At 68.4% G+C, this 23,821-nt stretch carries 19 protein-coding genes; 10 read left to right on the top strand and 9 right to left on the bottom strand.

Annotation, left to right across the window (positions count from 1 at the left end):
• Window positions 1-43: 43 nt before the first annotated feature.
• The 4 genes from AMK10_RS08315 to AMK10_RS08305 are packed head-to-tail and all read right to left on the bottom strand — an operon-like array spanning window position 44 to window position 4,821.
• Window positions 44-1,513, bottom strand: a complete 1,470-nt coding sequence (locus AMK10_RS08315) for an extracellular solute-binding protein (RefSeq protein ID WP_073746510.1) — start codon at window positions 1,511-1,513, stop codon at window positions 44-46.
• Window positions 1,510-2,397 carry a VWA domain-containing protein gene (locus tag AMK10_RS37955; RefSeq protein ID WP_241839501.1) on the bottom strand — a complete coding sequence of 296 codons (888 nt, stop codon included), beginning with the start codon at window positions 2,395-2,397 and terminating at the stop codon, window positions 1,510-1,512. The genes AMK10_RS08315 and AMK10_RS37955 overlap by 4 nt, the downstream gene beginning before the upstream one ends.
• The gene (locus tag AMK10_RS08310; protein ID WP_241839500.1) at window positions 2,348-4,315 is read right to left on the bottom strand and encodes a caspase family protein; all 1,968 of its coding nucleotides are present in this window, start codon (window positions 4,313-4,315) and stop codon (window positions 2,348-2,350) included. The genes AMK10_RS37955 and AMK10_RS08310 overlap by 50 nt, the downstream gene beginning before the upstream one ends.
• A 5-nt stretch (window positions 4,316-4,320) precedes the next feature.
• Complete coding sequence (locus AMK10_RS08305; RefSeq protein ID WP_073746508.1) at window positions 4,321-4,821, bottom strand: hypothetical protein; 501 nt, start codon at window positions 4,819-4,821, stop codon at window positions 4,321-4,323.
• A 285-nt stretch (window positions 4,822-5,106) separates the two neighbouring features.
• Between AMK10_RS08305 and AMK10_RS08300 the strand changes: the two genes are divergently transcribed.
• Window positions 5,107-5,313, top strand: coding sequence for a DUF4287 domain-containing protein (locus tag AMK10_RS08300; RefSeq protein ID WP_073746506.1), 207 nt, complete (start codon window positions 5,107-5,109; stop codon window positions 5,311-5,313).
• A gap of 20 nt (window positions 5,314-5,333) precedes the next feature.
• On the opposite strand, the gene AMK10_RS08295 is transcribed toward AMK10_RS08300, so the two are convergent.
• Together AMK10_RS08295 and AMK10_RS38480 are read right to left on the bottom strand one after the other, a co-directional pair.
• On the bottom strand, window positions 5,334-7,709 hold the full coding sequence (locus AMK10_RS08295) for a SpoIIE family protein phosphatase (protein WP_079180647.1): 2,376 nt from the start codon (window positions 7,707-7,709) through the stop codon (window positions 5,334-5,336).
• Between the two features lie 209 nt (window positions 7,710-7,918).
• Window positions 7,919-9,196, bottom strand: coding sequence for a PspA/IM30 family protein (locus AMK10_RS38480; protein ID WP_073746504.1), 1,278 nt, complete (start codon window positions 9,194-9,196; stop codon window positions 7,919-7,921).
• Window positions 9,197-9,921: 725 nt separating this feature from the next.
• Here AMK10_RS38480 and AMK10_RS08285 point away from each other — a divergent pair.
• From AMK10_RS08285 to AMK10_RS08240, 8 genes are all read left to right on the top strand, one after another.
• Window positions 9,922-10,482: an SMI1/KNR4 family protein gene (locus tag AMK10_RS08285; protein WP_073746502.1), complete on the top strand. Its 561-nt coding sequence runs from the start codon at window positions 9,922-9,924 to the stop codon at window positions 10,480-10,482.
• A 514-nt stretch (window positions 10,483-10,996) separates the two neighbouring features.
• Window positions 10,997-11,425, top strand: coding sequence for a very short patch repair endonuclease (locus tag AMK10_RS08280; RefSeq protein WP_073746500.1), 429 nt, complete (start codon window positions 10,997-10,999; stop codon window positions 11,423-11,425).
• Window positions 11,426-11,563: 138 nt separating this feature from the next.
• A complete protein-coding gene (locus AMK10_RS08275; RefSeq protein WP_073746499.1) occupies window positions 11,564-14,119 on the top strand; it encodes a Z1 domain-containing protein in 2,556 nt (851 codons plus the stop codon).
• Window positions 14,116-15,141, top strand: a complete 1,026-nt coding sequence (locus AMK10_RS08270) for a PD-(D/E)XK motif protein (protein WP_073746497.1) — start codon at window positions 14,116-14,118, stop codon at window positions 15,139-15,141. Before AMK10_RS08275 ends, AMK10_RS08270 begins: the two co-directional genes overlap by 4 nt.
• Complete coding sequence (locus tag AMK10_RS08265; protein WP_143194944.1) at window positions 15,138-17,105, top strand: hypothetical protein; 1,968 nt, start codon at window positions 15,138-15,140, stop codon at window positions 17,103-17,105. The genes AMK10_RS08270 and AMK10_RS08265 overlap by 4 nt, the downstream gene beginning before the upstream one ends.
• On the top strand, window positions 17,102-17,998 hold the full coding sequence (locus AMK10_RS37640) for a hypothetical protein (protein WP_198959659.1): 897 nt from the start codon (window positions 17,102-17,104) through the stop codon (window positions 17,996-17,998). Before AMK10_RS08265 ends, AMK10_RS37640 begins: the two co-directional genes overlap by 4 nt.
• The gene (locus tag AMK10_RS38600; protein WP_338014631.1) at window positions 17,995-19,842 is read left to right on the top strand and encodes a DNA cytosine methyltransferase; all 1,848 of its coding nucleotides are present in this window, start codon (window positions 17,995-17,997) and stop codon (window positions 19,840-19,842) included. Before AMK10_RS37640 ends, AMK10_RS38600 begins: the two co-directional genes overlap by 4 nt.
• 9 nt (window positions 19,843-19,851) lie before the next feature.
• Complete coding sequence (locus AMK10_RS08240) at window positions 19,852-21,228, top strand: DNA cytosine methyltransferase (RefSeq protein WP_073746487.1); 1,377 nt, start codon at window positions 19,852-19,854, stop codon at window positions 21,226-21,228.
• Window positions 21,229-21,346: 118 nt separating this feature from the next.
• Here the strand turns inward: AMK10_RS08240 and AMK10_RS08235 are convergent, their stop codons facing one another.
• From AMK10_RS08235 to AMK10_RS08225, 3 genes are read right to left on the bottom strand one after another with little or no spacing between them, the layout of a single operon-like run.
• Entirely contained in the window at window positions 21,347-22,012 is a 666-nt protein-coding gene (locus tag AMK10_RS08235) for a hypothetical protein (RefSeq protein ID WP_073746485.1), read from the bottom strand.
• Window positions 22,013-22,058: 46 nt separating this feature from the next.
• The gene (locus AMK10_RS08230; protein ID WP_073746483.1) at window positions 22,059-22,253 is read right to left on the bottom strand and encodes a DUF397 domain-containing protein; all 195 of its coding nucleotides are present in this window, start codon (window positions 22,251-22,253) and stop codon (window positions 22,059-22,061) included.
• Window positions 22,250-23,107 (bottom strand): helix-turn-helix domain-containing protein, encoded by an 858-nt coding sequence (locus tag AMK10_RS08225; RefSeq protein WP_073746481.1) that lies wholly within the window; start codon window positions 23,105-23,107, stop codon window positions 22,250-22,252. The genes AMK10_RS08230 and AMK10_RS08225 overlap by 4 nt, the downstream gene beginning before the upstream one ends.
• Before the next feature lie 155 nt (window positions 23,108-23,262).
• Between AMK10_RS08225 and AMK10_RS08220 the strand changes: the two genes are divergently transcribed.
• Window positions 23,263-23,721, top strand: a complete 459-nt coding sequence (locus AMK10_RS08220) for an ATP-binding protein (RefSeq protein WP_198959658.1) — start codon at window positions 23,263-23,265, stop codon at window positions 23,719-23,721.
• Window positions 23,722-23,821 lie beyond the last annotated feature (100 nt).

Raw genomic sequence — 23,821 nt, 5'->3', positions numbered from 1 at the left:
GTCACCGCCCGGCCGTGAACGCGGCGCGCGACCCGGTAGCTGGTCACCGCCCCGCGAACACGTCCCGCAGCTCGTCGTCGAGCCGGGCGGCGGCCTTGGCGGTGTCGGGTCTCCCCTCGGCCAGCAGCTCGTACACCCGGGACTGCAACAGCTGGGTGAACGCGCCGTAGTACGGGGTGCGCGGGCGCTGCACGGCGTCGTCCAGCACCGCGCGGAGCGTCCGGACGTACGCCTTGCGCTCGTCCTCGCCCTGTTCCTCCGGCGCGCCCTCCCCCCGGGCGCCAGTGCCCGCCGCCTTCGGCGCGTCACCGCCCGGGCGGAGCGCGGCGGCGACCTCGGGCCAGCAGGGCGCGGGGGCGCTTCCGTACGACGAGGCGCGGGTAGCGGCGAAGCCCGCGTCGAAGAGGCAGCTCTCGCTCCTCCTCGACGTCAGGAAGGTGATGAGTTCGCGGGCGTCCGCAGCGCGGGGCGAGTCCGCGGTGACGGCGAGGTTCTGCCCGCCGAGCACGGACCTGCCCGGCAGCCGGTTCACGGAGTACTGGTCCGGTTTCATCAGGTGGCCCAGCGCCTTGTAGACGTACGGCCAGTGGCGCAGGAAGGCGGCGCGCCCCTCGGCGAAGTCGGTCAGGGAGGCTGTCTCGTCGGAGGTGGTCGCGGCGGGCTGCACGAGCCCCTTGTCGACGCGGTCGAGGAGCTCGTCGAGCCCCGCCTTCAACCGGGTGGCGTCGGAGACGTAGTGCCCCTCACCGTCGGTGAGCTCGACTCCCACGCTCGCGAACGCCTCGACGGTGTTGACGGTCAGCCCTTCGTAATCCTTCAGCTGGGTGGTCCAGCCGGCCCGGTCGCCGGGGCCGGCCGGGTTCAGTCCGAGGGTCCTGACGGAGGAGTAGAGCTGCTCCCAGGTCCACGTGGCGGTGGGCTGCTTGTCCGCCTTCATGTCGGCCTTCGCCATGAGGTCGGGCCGGTAGTAGAGCAGCCCCACGTCGGTGTTGAAGGGCCGGGCGTAGGAGCGGCCCTTCCAGACGGTGGTGGCGTGGACCTCCCGGATGAAGTCGAGGTCGTCGTCGGAGGCGGTGCCCGTGCCGGTGCCGGTGCCGGTGCCTGTGCCGTCGACGGGCATCGGGCTGATCAGCCCCGCTTCGGCGAACTCGGGTATCCAGGTGATGTCGAGGTTCACCACGTCGTAGCGGGCACTGCCCGACTGGAGGGCGCCGAGGAGCTGGCTGCGCTGCTGGTCGGCGCCTCCCGGCAGTTCGACGAGCTTGGCCTGCTTGGCCGGGGAGCCCGCGTGCTGCCTGTTCCACTCCTCGACGAGCTGCTGGCGCACGCTGCCCGAGCCGGTGACGTCGAGCCCGCTGGCGACGACGATGGGCCCCTCGGCCGCCCGGTCCCCGTCGGCCGGCGGAGGCGTGCCGTCAGGCCCCGTACAGGCGGCGGAAGCGAGCGCGAGCAGGCAGCCGAGGGCGACGGCCGCTCTCGTCCGGCGGCGGCGTGGTCGGTCCCGCCCGGTCATTCCGCGTCCCCCGTACCGGTCTTGGCGACCTCCGCCGCCAGTTCGGCCGCGATGTCGTCGGCCGGGTCCAGGCAGCGCCCGCCGCTCGCCCTCGCGAGCCGGTCACCGAACCGGCCCTGCGCGCAGGCGCCGTTCCGCAGCGAGACGGTCACGATCCGCACGAGCGGCTCCCCCCGTGCCTCCGCGACCAGCGCGGTCTGCTGGGCCTCACCGACGCCCTCGAAGTCCTCGCCGTCGGTGACCACGACGAGGAGCCGCGGTTGTTCCTCCTCGTCGCGCCCGCTCCGCAGGGTGCCCAGCGCCTCTTTCAGGCTCTTCGCCACGCGGGCGTCGTGGGCGACGGCCTCGGCACCGGCGACGGACCTCTGTGCGGTGGCCCGGGTGTGCGGGCCGAAGGCCACGGCGTCCGTGGCCGCCTCGCCCTCGGGGACGGCCATCAGCCATACGCCGTACGCGTCCCCGGCACCCAGCGAACTCATCGAGCGTGCCACGAGGTCCTTGGCACGTCCCGGGCCCTCCCAGAGCCGCTCGGCCGCCATCGAGGTCGAGTTGTCCAGGAGATACAGCACCTTGCCGGGGCCGAGCGCCTCCCGGTAGTCCTTCAGGGTGTCGCTCAGCGACGCGGCCAGGTCCGTGCCCGCCCCTGTCGCCGGGACCTGTTCGCGAACGGCCGACGTGTTGTCCTCGGACCCCAGGACCGAGTCGTCGCCGGGCTCGACGGGGCCGCCCTTGCCGACGCCCCGGAAACCGTCGTCGGTGAAGCATCTCTGCGCGTCCGGGTCCGTGACGAGCCAGTCGTGGAAGTCGCGGACGGCCGCCTCGCGGGCCCGGGCGTCACGCTCCGCTCCGTCCCACGTGACACGGACGAAGGGCAGGTCGAGCATCGGTACGTCGGAGGGGTAGTGCGCGACGCGGTGCGCCAGGGCCTCCGTCGCGCAGGCGGGCCGCCCGGGCCGGCCCGCCGACAGGTGTCTGCTCCGGTACGAGCACCGCGGCCTGGTCCTCCAGGGTGTTGTGGGCGCCGTCGGCCAGGGCGCACATCAGCTCCCTCGCGGTGGAGGGCATGGGGCGCATCGCCTGTGCCATGCCCCGTTCGAGCGTCGACGCCGGCTGGGTGCCGGAGGCGGCGTAGAGGGCGTCGGTGGCGAGCAGGGCGCCCTCCGTGGCCTCGGGATCGGGGCGCAGGATCTCGACCGCGCCCGGCTGGGCGGCCTCCAGCCCGGAAATGATCGCGCCAAGCGGGTCGTTCGTCTGGAGGGACTGCGCCAGCGTCATGGTGTCGGGCACCCCGAGGACCATCGGCGTGTACGCGACGGAGCCCAGCCGTTCGAGGTCCACGACGCTCTTGCCCGCGTCCGCCGCGGTGTCCGCCGTGCCCGCACCGGCCGCACCCGTGCCGCCGTCGCCCGGTCCCCCGGCCGTCGCCCGCTGCCAGGCGGTCCCGGCGGCCGGTATCCAGATGTCGGGCTGCGCGCCGACGTCCCGCTGGGGTTGCGGGCAGTCGCCGGAGACAGGGCAGGCTTCGGGCTCCTGCCAGAGCGAGGAGGAGCGGAAGGCCGCCACGGCGTCGGCCGCCTTCGCGTCGTACACGTCGATGCCGACCGTCCGGCATCCGTCGCTGTCCCGCTTCGGATAGGCGTCGGCCGCCTTCTGGACGGTGGGCCGCAGATCCGGGTCGGTGAGCACGCGCAGTTGCAGGGGCGACGCGCAGGCGACGTCGTCCGCGGAGCGCAGGAAGTGCCAGAGCCCCGCGCCCGCCAGCACGAGGACACCCGCCAGCACGAGGACGCCCACACGGTTCAGGAAGCGGCCGGGTGCGGGCAGCAGACGGCGCGCGAAGGCGGGGAGCGCCGGCCTCGTCCACCCCCTCGACCGCCGCCCCGAAGGCCGGTGCGCGGGCCCCTTGGGGAGCCCCGGCTGGAGTCGCGGCCCCGGGGCCTTCGGCGGGGGCGTGACCGGGACTGCCGGGGGACGCGGCTCCGCGTCCGTGGCGAGCGCGAGCACCACGTCGTCGCCGTGGCGCAGTTCGTCCGGAATCCAGGGGTGGCCGTCGATGGCCTTCAGCGCCGCCATCTCGTCGCGTATGCCGGCGACGAGCCGGGTGAAGGTGACGGGTCCGCTCTCGCCCGTGGTCAGCAGGCGGTGGAGGGCGGCCGTGAACTCCGTACCGGTGCGGGGATCGCCGGGCGGGATCTCCACCCCCGGCTCCGCCGCGGTGAGCAGGGCGAAATTCTGTCCGGCGGCAGGGCTGAAGGCACCCAGGGCGTTCCCCGCGAAGCAGCAGTCGAGGATGACGACGACCCAGTCGGCCCGCGCGTTGCGCAGGTCCGGCATGACGTCGTCCCGCCACGAGAGCGTGTCGACGAACGGGTGGCGCCGGTCCCTGGTGACCCGCGAGTCGGTGAACATCAGGTTGAGGTCACTGCCGTCGGGACGCACGATGCCGTGCCCGGCGAAGTACACGATCAGCAGCCCGGTCACCTCGTCCCGGGCGGCGTTCAGCGCGGCGCGCACCTGGAGCGGGCCGACCCGTCGCCCACCGCTCCCCCCGACGCCCGGCTCCGGGACCCCCTCGCCCTCCGTCACCGGGCCCTCGGTCACGGGGCCGTCCGGGATGACGACGAGGTCCTCCGGGCGGAGCACCCCGGTGCGTTCCGCGGTCAGTGCCTCGCGCATGAGGCGGAGGTCGGTGGCGACGGCCGGGAGGTCGTTACGGGTCCCCGTGTAGCGCTCGACGCCGATGAGCACGGCTCTGTGCCGCTTGGCTCCGTTCTCCCGGCCGCGCGCGTTGTACGGCGGCACGGCCGCTAGTCCTGTCCGGGCTCGTCGCCACCGCGCCTCCGGTTACCTCCGCCCGGTCCGGGCCCCGTGTCCGGGCCCTGGGGGGTCTCCCCACCGGTGTCGCGGTCGGTGTCACGGCTCAGGCCGGAGCCCGGCCCGTCGGGCGGCCCGTCGAGGGTGACGCGCGGCGTCTCCTCCGGATCGGCGAACCGGCGCCGGTTGCGGATCCAGGTCTCCACCGACCGCCAGGCGTTCTCGGCCACGGTGCGGGCCAGCTCGACGGAGACGACGAGGATGATGTCCTGGATCAGCTCCCCGGCCATGGCGTCGTTCTGGGTGAGCGAGTCCTTGCGTTCCAGACCGACGTCGCCCCGCTCCAGGGCGTCCTCCAGGACGGGAGCGTTCCGCAGCCAGGTGCGCAGGGCTTCGAGGTCGTCGCGCCGCGTGTGTGTCCCGCTGAGGACGATCCGTAACTCGACTCTCTGCCGCTCCGGTTCGAGCGCGCCGGCCCCCGCCGCGTCCGCCATGTCCTGCCCCCATCGGCCCCGTTGCCGTCGCCCCGATCGGGACGCCCCATTGAACTCAGCATTATTTCACGACAGTTGACAGGGGGCACCCCTTTGTCACGGAACATGTGAATCTCATCGAGCACTGTGGACAGCGAAGTCACGGGTCACATCAGAACGCGCACCTATGACGTTCTGTCGCCCACATACGCACCGCACCGATTACTTCGTCGCCCCCCAGCGGTCATCCATACCGACAACCTCACGATCACCACCACCACGACGGCGAACGGACAGGACACGGACATGACCGCAGCTGTGAAGGGCCCCGCGAGCTACTTCCCCTCGATCGAGCAGAAGTACGGCCGCCCGATCGCGGAGTGGAAGGGCCTCATCCGCACCTCACCCCTGACCAAGCACATGGAGCTCGTCGCCTGGCTGAAGACCGAGCACGGCCTGGGCCACGGCCACGCCAACGCCCTGGTCGCGCACACGCTCGCCGAGGGCGAGTAGGACGCTCCCGCCGCCGGGGCTCACTCGTCCTCGGGGAGGCTCTCGTCGCCGGACGGGGCCTCCTCGGGGATCGCCTGCTCCGACCAGACGGTCTTGCCCTCGGCGGCGTACCGGGTGCCCCAGAGCGAGGCGAGCTGGGAGATGATGAACAGCCCCCGCCCGCTCTCGTCGACCGCCCCGGCGTACTTCATGTACGGGGCGGTGGTGCTGCCGTCCCGGATCTCGCAGGTCAGCCCCCGGTCGAGGATGAGGCGCAGCTCGACCGGCGGGCTGCCGTAGCGCACGGCGTTGGTGACGAGTTCGCTGACGATCAGCTCGGTCGCGTCACCGGTGTCACCGTCGAGGTGCCAGTCGGCCAGCGTCTTGGACGTGAGGCGGCGCGCGGTCGCCGGGGCGGTCTTGTCCCAGGGCAGTTCCCACGCGGCGTACCGGTCCCGGGGCATCGCGCGCGTCCGGGCCAGCAGCAGGGTGGCTCCCCACAGGCCGGCGTGGTCGGGCAGCTCGTAGGCCACCGCGTCGCACAGGTCCTGCAGCGGCCTGCCCGGCGAGGAGAGCGCCTTGCTCAGAGCGCCCGCCGCCGGCTCCGCGTAGCTGCGCAGCGCGTTGCTGTGGAGCACGATCAGGCTGCCCTCCCGGAGCGGGAAGGTGGCCGCGGCGACGGGCTCCCGGTCCACCGTGCCCAGGGGTGGCCCCTGGGGCACATCGGCCACGGACGCGGTGCCGTCCGGGGCGACGACGAGCGGTGGGGGGTGTCCCGCGGAGGCCACGGTGCAGGACTTGGTGAACGGATCGTAGACGGCGTACGCGCAGGTCGCGGCCAGTTTCTCCTGGTGCAGCGGGTCGCTCGCGGGCAGCTCGGCGCGCTCCTGCGCCAGCTGCGCCGCGGTGTCGTAGAGGCGGGCGAGCAGCTCGTCGGGTTCCAGGTCCAGCGCGGCCAGGGCGTGGACGACCGTACGCAACTGGCCCATGGTGGTGGCCGCGTGGATTCCGCGTTCACCGACCTCCCCGATGACGAGGGCCGTGCGCGCCCCGGAGAGGGCGATCGTGTCGAGCCAGCTGCCCGAGTCGCCGGGGAGCAGCAGGTGGTCCGTCTCGACCGCGGGCTGGACCGCCGGGTGCTGGGGCAGCAGCCTGCGCTGGAGGGTGCTGGCGATCGTGTACTCGTGGATGTAGCGGCGGGCGTTGTCGATGCCGAGGGCGGCCCTGGACGCGATCGCGGCGGCCACCGGGACGTCCTCCTCGGTGAAGGGTTCGGAGTCCCCGCACCGGTAGAGGCTGATCAGGCCGAGGGCCGCTCCGCGCAGTGTCACCGGGGCCAGCAGGAGCGTGTGGGCGCGGTCGCCCCGCATGGCGCGCGCCCGCAGGGGGTCGGCCTCCGCCCAGGTGACGTCCTCGACCGGGACGACACGCACCCGCAGGTCGGAGAGGGCCCGCTGGAACGGTGTCCCGGGCGGCACCGCCCGTACGTCCGCGAGCGGGTAGGCCGGCTCGTCGGGGCCCGCGTACGCGGCACGCCGCAGCGGCACGTCCCGGCCGACCGGCCCGGGCTCCGGGGGCTCCCCGCGCAGGACGGAGTCCACGACCTCGACGACGCCGATGTCCGCGTACTTCGGGACCAGCGCGTCCACGAGGTCCCGGCAGGTGGCCTCGACGTCCATGGTCCGGCCCACACTGTCGCGTACGGCGGCGAGCGCGTGGTCCCGGATCTGGCGCCGCATGCGCTCGGTGACGTCCGCGACGGTCACGGAGACGCCCAGGACCCTGCCGCGGGCGCTCTGCCGTGCTCCGTGGCCCTCCTGGAGCCGGAACGCCGTCACGGAGAGCGTGCGCCGCCCGCCGGGCGCGCCTTCGGCACCGGCCAGGAACGTACGCCCGACGCCGGGCACACCGGTGCGCAGGACCTCATGGATGTAGGCCTCCACCCGCTCCGGCTCCTCGAAGAGACACACCTCGCGGAAGCGTCGCCCGCGCAGCCGCTTCGTCTCGTCCGAGTCCGGGTCGGCGGAGGGTTCGCTGATCCGCAGGAGACGGAGCTCCGGGTCGAGCACGTGGACGCGTACGTGTCCCTGCGTGAACATCACGTCCAGCAGCGCCTTCCCGACGACGTCAACGCCTCCGCCGGTCCCGTCGCCGTCGTCGGCCGCCCAGACGCCCCAGCCCTCGCCGTCGACCGGCTCCAGCCGGAACCCCTCGGCCGTTCCACCGCCCTCACGGCCCGCGCGGTCCCTGCCGCCCTCGCCGCTCCCGCCGTCGCGCAGGCTGTCGCGTGCCAGTACGTCCATGACGTGCAGGCCCAGGGCGTCGGCGGTGGCGGCCCCGAAGCGCTTCTCGGCCGCCCGGCTCCACCCGGTGACCACGCCGACGACGTCCACCACCATCAGGGGCACATCACCCATGAACCCAGCTCCTTCGGCCCCCCTCACGGGGGCCCGGGACCGAGCCTCCGTACACGTCGACACGTACCCGATCAGCATCGGCCCCCCGCCCTGTGCCCGCTACCGGAGCGGGGGGCGGGAGCCGGGTGTCCGGGTGCGCGTTCCGTGTCGCGCCGGACACCCGCGCGGCATTTCAGGTCGCGCTGCCGGGCACACGCCCGGGCACGCGGTCAGTCCTGGCCGGCGGCTCCCTCGTGCCCGCCCAGCAGGGAACGCAGGTCGTGGATGCGGCCGGCGGCCAGCAGGAGACCCTTCAACTGCTGGTAGGGACCGTCCGGCAGCAACCCGCCCGCGGTGTCCAGCAGCCAGTCCGCCCGCTGGTCCTGGTCGGTGTCCCGCAGGGCCACCACCAGGTCGGCGATCTCCTGGGGCGGACGCCGCAGGGCCTGGCCCAGGTAGCCGAGGGCATGCTGCTGCAAGCTGTCGGCGTCGCACGCCATCCCCTCGACCGTGCTCACCGCCGCACGCCCGGCCATCAGCCCTTCCGCGAGCGCTGCGGCCTCATGGGTGTGCAGCACGTGGACGACTCCGGCGAAGGCGGCGTAGCCCAGGGACCCCACGACGGCCGAGCGCAGCTCGGACGCGGTGCTCCGCCGGTACGCGGCGGAGAGCAGGGCGCGCATACCGGGGCCGTCGGAGCCGGCCCCCTCGCCCGCCGCATCCGCGCCGGCCCGTTCGTCCAGCACCATGAGGAACTCGGCGACACGCGCCACCGGCCGGCCCCGGACGACACTGTCGAGCACCGCCTCGGCGTCGTCGTCATGGCCACGGGCCCGCAGATGGCCGATGAACTCCTCGGCTCCGTCCCGGGGGCCGAGCTCCGACACCGCGTCCAGGGCCCGTTCCCTCCGCTCGGCCGGATCAGCGATACGAGCCACCTCGTCGGCCGCGTACCGCGCCCCTTCGAGCACCGAGGAGGAGTCTCCGGACCCGGCCGCCCTGCGCTCCAGCGCCGCCAGCTGCCTCTTCAGCAGGCCAATCTGCCGCTGCGCCTCGCGCAGCTCGTCCTCCAGCTCGCTGATGCGCTGCCGCAGCACGGCCGGGTCGTCGTCGGCGTCAGCGTCCGCGCCGCCGGCGGACTGGCGGAGCAGGAGATCGTCGCGCTCCTGGCGCAGGTCCTCCACCAGCGTCACGTACCGCTGGATCTCGGCCCGCAGACGGCCGGTCTCATGGACGGTCGGGGTGATCATCCGCTCGGCAGCGGAGAATTCCACCTCCAGCCGCCCCAGAAGCTCGTCGTCCACGCTCCCGCGCAGGTCCACGACGACGGCGACCAGCTCGTCGAAGCTCTTCCGCGGCCACCACTTGGCGGACGTGACGTAGTGGCTGAGGCTGGTCGGACTGCACCTCAGCCGGCCGGCGACCTCGGCGCGGTTCAGATCCCCCAGGAGCTCGAAGACACGGCACTTGAGCTGATAGACCCGTTCCTTCCCCTTACCGAACTTCACCTTCTCCGGCCTGGCGAGAGGCCTCCCTAGCCGACGCCCGCCGTCCGGAACGTCGGGGCTGTCGGGGCTGTCGGGACCGTCGGGACCCTCCGGCCCGCTCGGGCCGCCGGGCCCCTTCGGAGTGCCCGGCACCTCGGGTCCCTTCGAACCGCCCAGTCCACCGGGCCCCTGCGGACCGCCCGGCACCCCGGGTCCCACGGGTCCCCCTGATCCCTCCGGCCCTGGTGGCTCAGGGGGACCTACCGGCTCCTCCGGCGGCACCGGATACGGCTCGAAGTCGACCAGGAGGCCGTCCAACGGGTCGAGCTCCGGGGGCTCGTACGACACCGAGGGCCGCTCCGGCGGAGGCAGATCCGGCGGCCCGCCTCCCGGACCGCCCATCGACATCCCCATGCCCGTCCTCCCCCTCTGTCTTTGTTGCTATTCGGGGAGCAACAACTCCCATTCCCCGTTGCTCCATTGGGCATCAAATACGGGGCTGGTGTCATCAAGGGGTCAGGGCACGACACACCCCGCCCCACACTCCTCGGAGGCACCGATGGCTACCCCGAAGACAACACGGCTACGCTCCAGACTGGCCCGAACCGCACTGTTCGCGCTGGTCAGGGGTTCGGCGTACGCGGCAGGCAGCGCGCTGGTCGGCGCGGGACTGTGGTGGCTGCAGCAACTGTTCTGACGCCTCGCGAACCGTCGGCGCTGTCGGCGGTTCCGCATAGCCTGCGCCCATGAACACGACAGCCGACGCCGACCGCACCTTCCCCGCCGCACTGACGGACGTGGCGAAGGTGGACTTCTACTACGGTCACGACGAGACGGGCGAGGACGCGGACGAGGGGAACTACCGCGTCGACTTCGAGCCGTACACGGACTTCACGTCACGCAAGTCGACCGCAGCCCTGTTCCGCAGCTGGACGGGCAACAAGGAGGCGGACGGCGCCGCCTACCTCCCCTTCGGCCAGGACGGCACGGGCGGCCAGGCCATGATCTGGCACACCCGCCCCGACCGCCCCCTCGCCGACCAGCCGATCGTCTTCCTCGGCTCGGAAGGCGAGTGCGGCGTGGTGGCGGGCAACCTCTCCGACTTCCTCTGGGTCCTGGCCGACGGCTTCGGCCCGATGGAGGCGGCACTGGACGACGAGGACCTCACCTCCGCCCCCGACGAGGCCCTGACCCGCCTCGCGGAACGCCACGCGACGACACCGCGCCGGACGGCAAGGGAGATCGTCATGGAGACCCGGGCGGAGTTCCCCACGTTCAAGGAGGACATCTACGCGCTGTGCCGGTGACTCACCGAATCACGCCTGGGTAGCCGCCGAGGCACCACCGGGGCTGCCCTGCTGGAGCCCAGGTGCGTGTGAGAGCTCCATGGCGACGGAAGAGCGGGAGGGCAGCAATCGAGCCACGGGGGCACACGATCCGGACGACCACGGCCTGACACTGTCGGCCGCGCTCCTCGACAAGGGCGGCTCGGACTTGGAGCCGCTCGCTCCTTTGGCGTTCGGGCCCACCCATGTGCTGGACGGGGTGGATGTGCTGGTGAAAGGAGGTACAGGAAGCGAGCGGCGATCACAGGACCGGCCGATACACCATCCGCGTCGGGGCGCGATGCCCTCCCAGACGAACGTTCAGTTACGTCCTGATGACCCTTGGTCGCCGAGAGCAGCGAGCAATGGGTTCCCCTATGTCGCACCTTTGCAATACGATCACATTCCAGTAGACGCACCGGGCACCAGGTACGCGCCCCCCTTCGAAGCTTCCAGTCACTGGATCGCGCGCGGCCGACGCAGGAGACTGGCACAGATGAGCACGATCGAACCGTCGTCCCCCGAGGTCTCCGCTCGGATGAAACGCCAACCGAGCCGTGACACCACGCCCGAGCTGGCGATCCGGAAGCTGCTGCATGCCGCCGGCTTCCGCTACCGGCTCAACGAGAGCGTGCCGGGCATGCCTCGACGCACGATCGACATCGCCTTCACGAGAGCGAAAGTTGCCGTACTCATCGACGGGTGTTTCTGGCATGGCTGCCCCGTGCATGCCACGCAGCCGAAGGCCAACGCTCAGTGGTGGCGAGACAAATTGGATCGGAACATGGAGCGCGACAGGGAGACCACACAGCACTTGACCGCCGCAGGATGGACGGTGCTGCGTTTCTGGGAACACGAGTCGACCGAGGACGTCGCAAGACAGATCGAAGCTGCGGTGACGGCCCGCTCCGCCGGCACCCCCTAGCGCAGCCCGCGCACCACGCGTCCGACTGGACACCACGCCCTACTCGAGCCGACACAGGTGCGACAAGGCTTTGATTTCGCACACCCACGAACACACCGACAGAATTCCGAGTGACAGGAACGGGGACGATCGGCTCTCATGAGCGACGAATTCGATGGCATGTATGAAACGTTCAAAGCTCTACTGGAGTCCTTCACTCCCGTGGAAGCAGTCAAGCGCCTGGAACAATTCAACATCAGCCGCGAGATCGTCGAGCAGATTCGCGAACGCCACGAACAACAGGCGCTCCGCATCAAGGAACTCGAGGAACCACGTGCTGTGGTGTTGGACAATCGGGTCACTTGGTACACGGGACCACAGCCCAAGGACAAATGCTGGCCCGCCATCACCACCCTCCTGCGGAAGGACGGCTGGCCGGAGGAGCCGGCGATCAGGAGTCTGGACGACTCCTCCAGTCGCGTCGTCTCGCTGCTGAACCACCCAAAGGAAAAGTCGTTCGCCACACGGGGCCTCGTGGTGGGCTACGTGCAATCGGGGAAGACGACCAACTTCACGTCGGTCATGGCCAAAGCAGCGGACCGCGGCTACAAGCTCTTCATCGTGCTGGCCGGGGTCCACAACGGACTTCGCCGCCAGACGCAGGCCCGCCTGGTTCAGCAGCTCATCGAGCCGAACCCCTCACTCTGGTCACAACTGACCGGACTGGAACACGACTTCATGCCGCAGGAGAATCCAGCCTCGTACTTCGGCAAAAACAACAAAACACACGTGTTGTGCGTCGTGAAAAAGAACGCGACAGTACTACGCAAACTCGCAAAATGGCTCGACAAGGCATCCGACCAACTGGCCGACTGCCCTGCTCTGATCATCGACGACGAGGCGGACCAGGCCACCGTCGCCACCAAATCGATCAATCCGTTGATCCTCAGCATCATGGGCAGCCTGCCACGTTCCGCCTATGTCGGGTACACCGCGTCGCCATTTGCCAACCTGTTGATCGACCCCAGTGCGGAGAATCTCTATCCCAAGGACTTCGTCGTCAACTTGCCCAAGCCCGAAGGGCACTTCGGAACCGAGGTGCTCTTCGGACGCTATGCCCTCGACGGTGAGGACCCGGAGGATCTGGACGACGGACACGACATGATCCGGACCGTGCCGAACGAGGACGTGAGCGCCGTACGTCCCACCACACGAGCCGAGATCGACGGTTTCGAACCGGTCGTCACAGAGACTCTTCGCCACGCCGTGGAGTACTTCTGGATGGTCACCGCCGCTCGCCGGGTGCGCGGCGTCACCAATCCGCACAACACGATGTTGATCCATACGAGCGTCAACACAACCGTGCACAACAGTTTCAAACACCCACTCCAGCGTCTGCGCGACCGAGCCGCCCGCTCTCTGGAGGACCCGCGTTTCCTTTCTCGGCTGCGCGAGCTCTGGGACGAGGAGACAGCTCGGGTGATCGCCGAGGACTTCGGCGAGACCAAGGTGCCCTTCGATCAGGTGATCCCCCAGCTGCCCGGGGTCCTGCGCGATTGTCGAATCATCATGGACAACTCGAGCAGCGAGGATCGCCTCGACTACGAGAACGGCCCCGTCGTAGCCATAGCCGTAGGCGGCAACACCCTCTCGCGAGGGCTGACGCTCGAAGGTCTCTCCGTCAGCTACTTCGTGCGCGCAGTCTCTGCCTACGACACTCTTCTGCAGATGGGACGTTGGTTCGGCTTCCGCAACGGGTACGCCGACCTGCCCCGTATCTGGATGACCGACGAGCTTGCCGCGTGGTTCCGACACCTGGCCACTGTGGAGACCGAGATGCGCCGCGACATCGACGTCTACATGACCGAAGACGAAAGCCCTCTCACCTTCGCAGTGCGCCTGCGTACACACCCCGCACTGCGCGTCACTGCTGCGGCCAAGATGCGTGAGGCTGTCACTGCGGCATCCTCGTACGGCGGCAAGCGCGTTCAGACCCACTTCTTCCACACGAACGCCGGCTGGCTGCGCAGGAACATCGATGCCTCCCGCGCTCTGGTCGCCGACTCGACGGTGAAGGCACGCCAGGTGGACGAGCGACCGGCGGCAGGCCGATACGTGTTCCGAGACGTACCGCACGACATCGTGACGGACTTCCTCTCCGCCTACCAGTTCCACGAGAAGTCCACCGAGAGCGACGCGGGACTGATTACCAGTTACATTCGCAAGCGAGTGGCGGCTGGTTCACTGCGCAGGTGGAACATCGCCGTGGTCGGAAATCCCAGGGGAGGCGACGAGGACTTCGACTTCACCCCCCAAGTGACCCTCGGGCGAGTCAATCGGGCCCGTCTCGACCTTCACGGGTCCACCGACGACTACGCGGACATCAAGACGCTCATGAGCCGTCGGGACGCCGCAGTCGATCTGGGTGGTGACTGCTCGAAGTTGACGGAGAAGGAGATCATGGCCGAACGTCGGCAGCAATTGCCCGACACCGGTCTCCTCGTCCTCTATCCCATCGACAAGGTGTCGAATCCCAGCCCTTCGAAAAGACTGCGCGCACCATTGAACGCTGAGGACCACGTGATTGGTGTGGGCCTGGTGTTCCCCAAACCGAAGGACAGCGACAGCGAGGTGGAGGGGTATGTCTCCGCCGATCTGTCCAAGGTCCGTATCGAGGAGGAGGACTACAGCTTCCTCGACGGTGAGGACGTATGACCGACGAGACACTCCGAAGGACGCTGGCTACTGCCTGGGCGACGCTCGAGTCCGAGCCGACGTCCGGAGAGCGTCGTCTGCGGATCTCCCCGCTACCCGTGGACACTGCCCAGGGCCCGTTCGTAGCGGCCGTCGACCATGACGGACACCGCCATATCCTGATACCGATAGACGCAAATCGAAAGATCCGTCCCGGCATCGACGGCCCGGTGCTACACCTCGTCAAGCGCCCACTCGAGGATGAGCTGAGCTACCAGACCTACGCCGACCTCGGTTGCCTGCGTCACGACCTACGAGACCTGTTCTCGGATCTCTGCCTGGATATTCTGACCACGGCTGAGCAGATGCCCCAGAACCCGATCAAAGCACTCTACGGAGTCCTCGACAGGTGGAAGGCTCTCTTCCAAACACGGAACACGCCTCTGAACCCGTCACAGATCGCAGGGCTGTTCGGCGAATTGTTGGTTCTCACCCGCCTGCTCGAACGCGATCCGAGCGCGCATCGACTGTGGTCCGGCCCGGGGGGACACCGTCACGACTTCTCCGGAGAGACGTCCTCCGTAGAGGTCAAGGCGAGTACCTCCATTGATGGGCGGAGGCCACGGATCCACGGCTTGGACCAACTGACCGCTCCGGCGCAGGGTGATCTCTGGCTGACCTGGTTCCGGCTCGGCAGGGCCACGAAGTCCGAAGGAGGGACGGGTCTCGTGGAAGTGATCGGACATGCACTCAGCTTGTGCGACGACGAGAGCGCCCTGCTCGGCTTGCTGGCCCAGGCCGGATATCACCCGATCGACGCCGACCGCTACCAGGGCGTCGGTTTCGTCGTGCGCGAGGAACGGTGGTACCTGGTGGGAGCCGGCTTCCCCGGCATCACGAGAGAGATGCTCGTCGGTGCGGGCATCACCGTTTCGGCCGAGGACGTCGAATACACGATCGACCTGTCCGGTGACTCCCCACGCCCCGTGGGGAACGATCAGGTGCTCCTGGCTCTGGACGCCTTGACTCGGGGGAACACATGAAGACGCCTCGTTGGTTCTCCCAGCCCTATCCGCCCGAGGGGGCCAGTGCCGCCGAAGGCATTCGCAACCAGTTGGGCCGGCCTGAGTTGGATCTTCTCACCATCCTGGTCCGCGAATCGGCACAGAACAGTTGGGATGCACGGCTTCCGTCGTCGCCCACCCCTGTCGACTACCGCATCGACATGTGGACGGTCGGGCCGGCCCACGCCGGCGCTTGGCGCGGACTCCTGCTCGACGGAGCACCGGCCGCAGGGGACAATTTCCCGCTGAACGACACCCTCAGGCGCAACTCCATCCGTCTCCTGGCCGTGTCGGACCGAGGAACGCGTGGTCTGGGCGGCCCCACCCGAGCCGACACCTTCGATTCGGAACGCGACTTCGTATCCTTCATCCGCAACATCGGGGAACCTCGGGACACCGCCCTCGGGGGTGGGACGTACGGGTTCGGCAAAGGCATCTTCTACCTGCTTTCCAACGCGGGGACGATCCTGGTTCATTCGCGCTGCCGCACAGAGGATGGCGGATTCGAGACCAGGCTGATCGGCTGCTCGCTCTGGAAGAGCTATGTCGCGAACGAACCTGACGGGAAACGCCGCTACACCGGACGCCACTGGTGGGGCGATACCTCCGGGAGCGTCGTCGAACCCCTCGTCGACCAGGACGCCGACGCGGTCGTCAGAAGTCTCGGGCTGCGCCCCTTCGGGGGCGAGGAAACAGGGACGACAATCGTCGTGGTCGATCCGATTCTGGACGATCAGACACCCGTCGAAGCAGCCGACTACCTTGCGGAAACCATCACCTGGCACCTGTGGCCCAAGATGATCGACTCGCCGGACAAACCGGCCGGCATGCGTTTCGCCGTGAGCTGCGACGGTGTCGCTCGAACGGTGCCGGACCCAAGGCAGACCCGTCCGCTCAACCTGTTCGTCGCAGCCTACGAGAAGATGTCCGGTCGGGACGCCGGCAAGTTGTACTGCCACCGACCCAAACAGTTCTTGGGCCGACTGGGCCTGGAGAAGCGCATCATGCCTCCGTTCGAGCCGAGTCGCGCCTCTCGAATGGTCGGGATGGAGAACCTCGTCCATCACGTGTGCCTCATGCGGCCGGCCGAGCTCGTGGTCACCTACAGGCCGGGGCCGAAGCCGCCCAGCGTCAATCAGGGTTACGCCGGAGTCTTCCGGACCGACGAAGGCATGGACGACGTGTACGCAAAGGCCGAGCCTCCCACGCACGACGCTTGGAACCCGCAGTCCCTCGAAAGGCCCGACAGCACTTTCGTGCACACGACGTTCCGCCGTATCGGCGAGGAACTGGACGGTCTGCTCTCTCTGGGCGGCACTGCTCGCACAGGTTCGAGCAACGTCGCCCTGGGCGCGGCAAGTTCCCTGTTCTCCGGATTGGTGGGGGGAACCTGGGGCATCGGTGGTGCGACGGCCTACGCCAAGGTCGGCAGCCCGGCCACACGTCCGAGGTCGAAGCCTCACGGGGGAGGATCGAGCAGCAGCCCAGCATCCGACATGGACGATGCCCTTCCGCACTCGCCACTCGCGGCAGCATGGGGGGAACCTACCGAGGGCGATACGGAGTCGCAGGCGTCTTCGGACGACTCCCGGTCCGCACCGGCACGGAGACGGCCGAGGGTGCAGTACGTCGGTGACCCGTACTACGAGGACCACGGAACGGCCACTCTGCTCGTTCAGGAATTCTGTCTGCCCGTACCCGGGCGACAGCGGGTCAGAGCGGATCTGGCCGTATCCCTGCCCGGAACCGGCGGACGCGAGACCGACCCTCCGATCGGGGCCGCAGGCCCTGAACTGGTGGGTTGGGCTGGGAATGACACCCGGATCCACCGTGCGCAGATCTTCGAGACCGAGGGCGGTGAACATCTCTGGCGGGTGCTCGTACTACCGGCCCCCGACACCGTGACGGAGATCAGCATCAAGGTCGAGGCGGTGACCTCGTGACGCGCCGAGTCCTCCCATACCGCACGCCCCCGGAAGACGTGGTCACTGCGGAAGTCTGGCGCCTGGTCACCCCTGACGGTGAGATCGGGATTCCCGAAGCCCTGCCGGACTGGGACTACCAGATGGACATGCATCTGCGTAGGCGGGTGGTGATCGACCTGCAACGCGCACGAGGTGAGTCCGGCCTCCCGGCAGACACCGCGCTGATGCTGGCCGTGGTGTGGACCGCTACAGGCTCCAGTCTGAGTGGTCCGGGCCAACACCTGCGCCTGTCCCAGGCCGGGACTGCTTCGGTGGAACTGGATGTGGAACTGCGCGGTGCCGATCTCGGCGGTCTGCTTCTTCTCGACACCGCTCTCGTGCTGGCCGAGCGCCGAACCGATGGCCGGCCCTCCTCTCCGCGCAGAGCTGGTTCCGTCCTGTGGAATGACCGGAAGACTCTGCGGCTCCAGGGCGACGCACCCCAGTTCCCCATGGCGGTGATTGATTTCGCGCACACGTCCTTTCCTGACGACGCAGCCTGGCACCTGCAGATCACCGGCGGAATGGAGAGTGCCACCATGGGCGCACTTCTTCTGCTGGTGAACGCTCGGAACACCGTGACGTCGGGGGCGTTCGAGAACGCGGGACACCCTCGTCCGATCGACCGGGTCGTACTGTCCGCGGTGTACGCGGACACTGCTCGCATCCTGGTAGAGCACGCCCTGGGCCACGAGGACTTCACCGACGACAGTGACTACTCGGACGATTCCCTGGGATCGACTCTGCTGAGGTTGTTCGATCAGCTGTTCCCGGATCAGTCGATCGTCGACATCCGTCTGCGCCAGCGCCAGTCCCCATCCTTGTTCGCCTCGGATCTGCAGGCGGCGGTCAAGATTTTCGAGGTGTCATGATCAGCTTCCTCTACCCTCGGTTGCTCGCCGGTCAGGCCACACCCATTTACGCTGATTACTACCGGCTGTCGATACGCGAACTGACCGACCTCACCGCGTTCACTCACGAATCGGCGGTGTACGTGGCCACGGGTGGCGACCGTGTCTCTGTCGAGCGTCTGCGGGAACTACGCGCGGGTGTTGTCGACCTCGCGACCAGAGCCGGTTTCCCGGACGATTCGGACCGCGCGCGCAATGCCGAATTCGACCTCGATCTAGCCGCCTTCCTGCACGGCGAAATGGGAATGGTGCCCGCCGAGGCTGCAGCACGTGACGTCTGGGCCTTTCTCGCCCTGGTCGTCCTGCCTGACGTATCCTTCTGGCGCTACCCCCGGCCTCCCAAGGACCGTGTCCTCGGCACGGACCTCACACGACATGTCTTCGGCAGACTCTGGTGGCGAGCTCAGCTCGTGCACTCCCACGAGGCGCCTGAGCCCTACGGAGCGCTGAAGATCCTCGGTGAGGCAGCCTTTGATCAGATCTACGCACGCCGTGCCGCCCTCGGCGGCAGTCCACACATGGTGCGATCCATCCTTCGGGTCTGGAACGATCTAGACCTGCAGGGCTTGAACGAGCGCGAGACTCTCCGTGATTTCCTCAAGCGGCTGCTCAGGCTCGCTCCATTCGTCCTTTTCGACGGCGTCGGCGAAGCGGCCTTGGACGACGAACTTCGAGCCGTCGCCGAGGAGTCCCTCGTTGCTCAACAACGACTGGTGGATCTCGCCAGAGCCGAGAAGCAATCCGTTCCTGCTCCTCGGCGAACGCCCCCAGCCGAGTTCGATGATCGAACCGTTCCGGACAGCCCGGAATCGGCATCCGAACCAGTTCCGATGGAGACCGCGCGAATCGTCGAGCCCAGGCTCCGGTCCATCGAGGTATGCGCAGGGTGCGGCGCGCAGGCGCTCGGGCTCGAGAAAGCCGGCTTTGATCCAGTACTCCTCATCGACAGCAAGCAGGACGCCTGCTCCACGATCCGAGCGAACCGTCCCCATTGGGATGTGGCCTGCATGGACATTGCCGAATTCCGGGTTTTCAGGCGCCAGGACGTCATCGGGGTCGACCTTCTGAGTGGCGGCCTCCCTCGCGTGAAATCCTCCGCCACGGGCGGACGGGACGAGGACACGGACGAACGCAAAGTGCTCCGGACCACGGTTGACCTGGCCCGGGTCATCAGGCCCAAGGCCGTGCTGCTGGAAAATGTTCCCGACCTCGTGGAGAGTCCGAACTTCGAAGCGGACCGTCTCTGGATCACGGAGACCCTGGCAACAGCCGGTTACGAGTGCAATTGGGCAGTACTCAACGCGGCCGACTTCGGTGTGCCGCAGAACCGTCGCAGCGGGTTCCTCGTCGCGTTGCAGGAGCCGTACCGATCCCGATTCTCCTGGCCTCGGCCCATCGAAGGGCAAGCACCGACCGTCGGCCAGGTGCTCAGGCCATCCATGTCCGCACGCGGATGGCCAGGAGCGGAGAGCTGGACCAGGCGGGCCCTTCGCGTGGCACCCGCGCTCGTAGGAGGGTCCGACCGGAGAGGTGGAGCCGATCTCGGCCCGACCGGTAGCAAGAAAGCGTGGGAAGCGCTCGGCGTAGACGGCATCAGCCTGGGCAACGAGCCGCCGGGACCCGACTTCCCGGTCGAAGGCTTGCCGAAGCTGACCGTCGAACAGGCTGCCCTGATCCAATCCATTCCGGAAGAATGGGAGTTCCACGGAGGGAAAACGTCCAGATATCGTCAGATCGGTCACGCCATGCCGCCACCGTTGGCAACCGCGGTCGGCCAGGCCGTGGCAACGGCTCTCCGAGGCTAAGATCGCTCCATGCGTACGCCCCGCCCCCGCCGTCCCGAGCCCGTGTCCGTGCTTGACCTCTTCAGCGGGTGCGGCGGGTTCACCCAGGGGTTTCACGAGTTCCGACCGCCGGCGAGGCCCGACGGCGGTCCGGTCTTTCACAGCATCGCTGCCGTAGAGCACGACCCGGCGGCAGCTGCGACCTACGCGATGAACTTCGGCAGCGGCCGACGAAACGCGGATGTCCCACCGGCACGCACTCATCTAGGGGGGATCGAGGACTGGAGTCCGACATCCGACGACCTGAAGGCAGACGTCATTGTCGGCGGCCCCCCGTGCCAAGGTTTTTCCGCTCTGAACAGGGAGAAGAAGGGCACCGAGCGCAATCGCCTGTGGGAAGAATACGTAAGGGCCGTCGAGGAAGTCAGGCCAAAAGTCTTCGTCATCGAGAACGTCGATCGATTTCTCAAGTCGGATGAGTTCATGAATCTCCTCGGAGAGGTCGGGGAAGGTGGGAGATTGAGCGACTATCGACTCGTGGACCCTCCGGGCGCCGACCCCATGGACACGGAGGAGCGCAGGATCAAGCGTTATCTCCTCAACTCCGCTGATTACGGTGCTGTGCAAGCTCGCCGTCGCGCCATCGTCATAGGCGTACGCAAGGACGTCGAGAACGGTCGCACCATGGCCTACCCTACGGCGACCCACACTCGTCGACCCCGCAACGGGAAGGTGGGATCGGCGCAGGAAATTGACGGCCTCCGGGTGGGTCTTCCCTACTGGCGCAGCACGGACAGCGTATTCGCGGAGTCCGGTCGATTGGAACTGAAGGGTACCGAACTCCCAAGTTTCGAGAAGCGCGAAATCCCTGACGTGGGCATCAAGGTCCCCGGAGCATTCACCACGATGGACCTTCACTTCGGGCGTAACCCCGAAACACTGTCCTTGGCTCGCTACGAGGCCATCCCCGCCGGGGGGAACCGTAAGGACCTGCGCGGCAAGTACTTCGCTGTCGATGAGCGTGGGCGCATTCAAATCTTCGATGCCACGAATGTACAGGATGCGAAATCAAGCGTGACCTACCTCTCGACCGACAGTTGGGACAAGCACAACTCGGGCACCGGCGATGTCATGGGGCGCCTTCGCCAGGGTGAACCCTCGGTCACCATCCGGACCGAGTTCTTCAAGCCCGAGAAGGGGCGCTACCTCCACCCCAGTGAGAATCGCCCCATCACTCATTACGAAGCGGCGCGGATCCAGGGATTCCCACGGGACTTTCGTTGGTGCGGCTCCAAGACAGAAATTGCGCGACAGATCGGCAACGCCGTTCCCATCCCACTGGGAAAAGCCATAGCGTCCGCAATTCATGATTTTCTGCGCGGCCAGGATCCCGCAAACCGCTCCTAACCGTTCGAGGTCGACCTGAACTCCATCGCCCGGCTCCACTGGGGTAGTAGGCCGACGAGGTAAAGGCCGGTTTGCCGCGCTCGGCAACAAGCGGACCCCGTCGGCTCCGTCCTCCAAGTCAGGGCAGGTCGAGGTTCTGGTACCGGGTGTTCGGCTCTCCGTTGGCGTACACACGCGGCGAGGTGAACACACCGGTCAGATCAGTGTTGGTGGTCGTTCCGCGGGGAAGGCGTAGCCCGTAGTGCTCGCCCATCAGCCGGTACACGTCGCGGATGACCGGGATGTGCAGCCCCCACTCGTCCGGGTCGTCGGGGAAGTCGGGGTCCGGGTCCACGGTGCCGAGCCCTATCTCGGCGATCATCCGCTGAGTGAGCGGGTGATTCGCAGGGATCGTCTCGTGCACCTCACCGTCGTAGTAACTCCAGTCCGGTATCCCACCCACGACGACATGCGCGGTCGGCGGGTCCATGGTGGTGTCCTGGACAATCAGCCACGTGCGGCCGTCCCACAGATGCCGCAGACGTTCGGGGCGCTGCGCGAAGAAGCCGTCGCCGCCCCCACGCAAGGCGTAGGCCCAACCCGCGTGCTCGCCCAGTCTCGCCCAGTCCGGGATGTCGTAGGACCTGCCCACTGCGGTGTTGAACGCGTCGGGCGACATGATTCCGAGGGCAGGATCAGCCCCCACCATCGCCGCCAGTTCGGCCACGCTCACGCCCTTGACCATCTCCAGGTAGAAACCCCGGTCGGCGTGGTCCTGGAGGCATTCGAATGCGTCATCGCTCATGGTGCGGAGTGTGCCAGCCGCCTCTGACGCTTCGTCCCTGCCTGCGTCAGCTGGGCAGACCGTTCGCAGCGAGCACCGTGAAGGCGGACCAGGCGTTACGGGAGACCGTCAGCGCCTGCCGCTGCGTGTCCTTCGAGTCCCGTACCAGCACGGCCCCGGCGCGTACCGCGATCTCGATGCAGTTGCCGCCGCCGCCACCGCTGTAGCTGCTCTTGAACCAAGCAAGTTCGGTGGTGCTCATAGCGCTCCTCGCATCTGCTCCAGCAGACTCGTGGTGGCTTGATGGCTCAGAGCCTGCGAGCGCATCTTGCCATAGCGCTGAAGCATCGCGCTTGCGGCTTTTGGGTCGGTGATCAGCATGCTGCTGTCGTGAGCTTCGACGTACCCCACCCACTGGTTCTGCGTGGTCTCGGCGAGGGAGAGCGGGCCCTCGAAGCCTGAGTGGTCCTCCTGGATCAGCGGCATCGCCTGGATCTCCACGTTCCGGAGGCGGCCTGTCATGAGCAGGTGGTCGATGAGCGTGCGCGTGACGTCGTTGCCGCCCATGCGCCGTTCCACGAGTGCCTGCTCGATGACGAAGCTGAACGTGGTGTTCGGTCGCTCCACCAGAAGACGCTGTCGCTCCAGCCGGGCGGTGACCTGATGCTCGAATTGCTCCTCCGCGAGGGGCGGCAGGCGACGGTCGAACAGTGCGCGGATGTACGGCTCGGGTTGCAGCAGGCCTGGGATCACGCTGGACTCGTACGAGAAGAGGGAGACCGCGTCCTCCTCGATCGCCGCCCACTGCAGGAACCACGACGCCAGCCCCACCTTCCGCGTCAGGCTCCTCGCCGCCGCGGTCAGCACCCGCGCCGCCGTCGCCCCCAGTACCTCCTCCGAGCGGTCCAGCAGGTCCCTGGGCGGGAAGCGTTTGCCCTGCTCGATCTTGGCGATGTACGCCGCCGAGTACTGCACGCGGGGCGCGAACTGCTCCTGCGTCAGGCAGGCTTCGTCTCGCAGTGCCTTGAGCACGGCTCCGAACGTCTTGAGGCTGTCGGACAGCTCCGGCTCGCCGCAGCCTCCCCCGCCCCTGGCACCGCCGTTGTCCGTCACCATGCGCGCCCGTCTCTCCCTGTGCCGGGCCCGCTCGTGGGGCCGCACTCATAGTTACGCAAAGTGACGCGCCCAGTCCAGTGCGTGCACCCGTACAAGTCGATCTGTATGGGTGCCGTGCCTGCCGCCCGCCCCTCGCGTCCCCGCAGGCTGGGGCCATGCCAGCCCCTCACACCCAAGCGCCCTCCTCCCCCCGCGTGTTCGCCCAGCGCCTCTCCGCCACTCGGCGCGGAGCACGGCTCGCGCGTCTGCTCGCCGGGCTCCAGCTCGCCGAATGGGGGTGCCCTGCCGGAACCGACGACCACGACGCGGTCGCGGTCGTCGTCGCCGAGCTCGCCGCCAACGCCGTGCTGCACGGGCGCGTCGCCGGGCGGGACTTCGCCCTGCTCCTCACGTACGACGACGACCGCCGCGTCGTCCGCGTCGAGGTGTCGGACACCCACCCGGCCCGGCCGGCCCGCATCGCACGGGAGGCGGACGACGACCACGGCCGCGGGCTGGTCCTGGTCGACGCCCTCGCCACCCGGTGGGGGGTGCGCGACCGGGTCGGCCCGGGAAAGACCGTCTGGGCGGAGTGCGCACTGAGCGTTTCCCGGTCTCACCCTGATGCGAGATGAAGGACAAGGGCGGCCTTCACCATGTCGGTGATCCGGTCGGTGCCGCAGCAGAGCTTCCGGAGGAGGCGCCGGCCCTCCAGGGTGGCCACCGGCCTGCTCA

The organism is Streptomyces sp. CB02058 (assembly GCF_001905505.1).
Taxonomy (GTDB): Bacteria; Actinomycetota; Actinomycetes; order Streptomycetales; family Streptomycetaceae; genus Streptomyces.
Note: the sequence above shows the minus strand (reverse complement) of the source record. Positions and strands in the feature narration are given on the sequence as shown.

Excerpts from the sequence above, each read along its gene's own strand:
- AMK10_RS08315 (WP_073746510.1), bottom strand. The coding sequence starts at position 1,513 with ATGACCGGGCGGGACCGACCACGCCGCCGCCGGACGAGAGCGGCCGTC.
- AMK10_RS08285 (WP_073746502.1), top strand. The coding sequence starts at position 9,922 with ATGAACACGACAGCCGACGCCGACCGCACCTTCCCCGCCGCACTGACG.
- AMK10_RS08280 (WP_073746500.1), top strand. The coding sequence starts at position 10,997 with ATGAGCACGATCGAACCGTCGTCCCCCGAGGTCTCCGCTCGGATGAAA.
- AMK10_RS08275 (WP_073746499.1), top strand. The coding sequence starts at position 11,564 with ATGAGCGACGAATTCGATGGCATGTATGAAACGTTCAAAGCTCTACTG.
- AMK10_RS08295 (WP_079180647.1), bottom strand. The coding sequence starts at position 7,709 with ATGGGTGATGTGCCCCTGATGGTGGTGGACGTCGTCGGCGTGGTCACC.
- AMK10_RS08230 (WP_073746483.1), bottom strand. The coding sequence starts at position 22,253 with ATGAGCACCACCGAACTTGCTTGGTTCAAGAGCAGCTACAGCGGTGGC.
- AMK10_RS08225 (WP_073746481.1), bottom strand. The coding sequence starts at position 23,107 with ATGGTGACGGACAACGGCGGTGCCAGGGGCGGGGGAGGCTGCGGCGAG.
- AMK10_RS08305 (WP_073746508.1), bottom strand. The coding sequence starts at position 4,821 with ATGGCGGACGCGGCGGGGGCCGGCGCGCTCGAACCGGAGCGGCAGAGA.
- AMK10_RS38600 (WP_338014631.1), top strand. The coding sequence starts at position 17,995 with ATGATCAGCTTCCTCTACCCTCGGTTGCTCGCCGGTCAGGCCACACCC.
- AMK10_RS37955 (WP_241839501.1), bottom strand. The coding sequence starts at position 2,397 with ATGCTCGACCTGCCCTTCGTCCGTGTCACGTGGGACGGAGCGGAGCGT.
- AMK10_RS08270 (WP_073746497.1), top strand. The coding sequence starts at position 14,116 with ATGACCGACGAGACACTCCGAAGGACGCTGGCTACTGCCTGGGCGACG.
- AMK10_RS08265 (WP_143194944.1), top strand. The coding sequence starts at position 15,138 with ATGAAGACGCCTCGTTGGTTCTCCCAGCCCTATCCGCCCGAGGGGGCC.
- AMK10_RS08235 (WP_073746485.1), bottom strand. The coding sequence starts at position 22,012 with ATGAGCGATGACGCATTCGAATGCCTCCAGGACCACGCCGACCGGGGT.
- AMK10_RS08300 (WP_073746506.1), top strand. The coding sequence starts at position 5,107 with ATGACCGCAGCTGTGAAGGGCCCCGCGAGCTACTTCCCCTCGATCGAG.
- AMK10_RS08240 (WP_073746487.1), top strand. The coding sequence starts at position 19,852 with ATGCGTACGCCCCGCCCCCGCCGTCCCGAGCCCGTGTCCGTGCTTGAC.
- AMK10_RS08220 (WP_198959658.1), top strand. The coding sequence starts at position 23,263 with ATGCCAGCCCCTCACACCCAAGCGCCCTCCTCCCCCCGCGTGTTCGCC.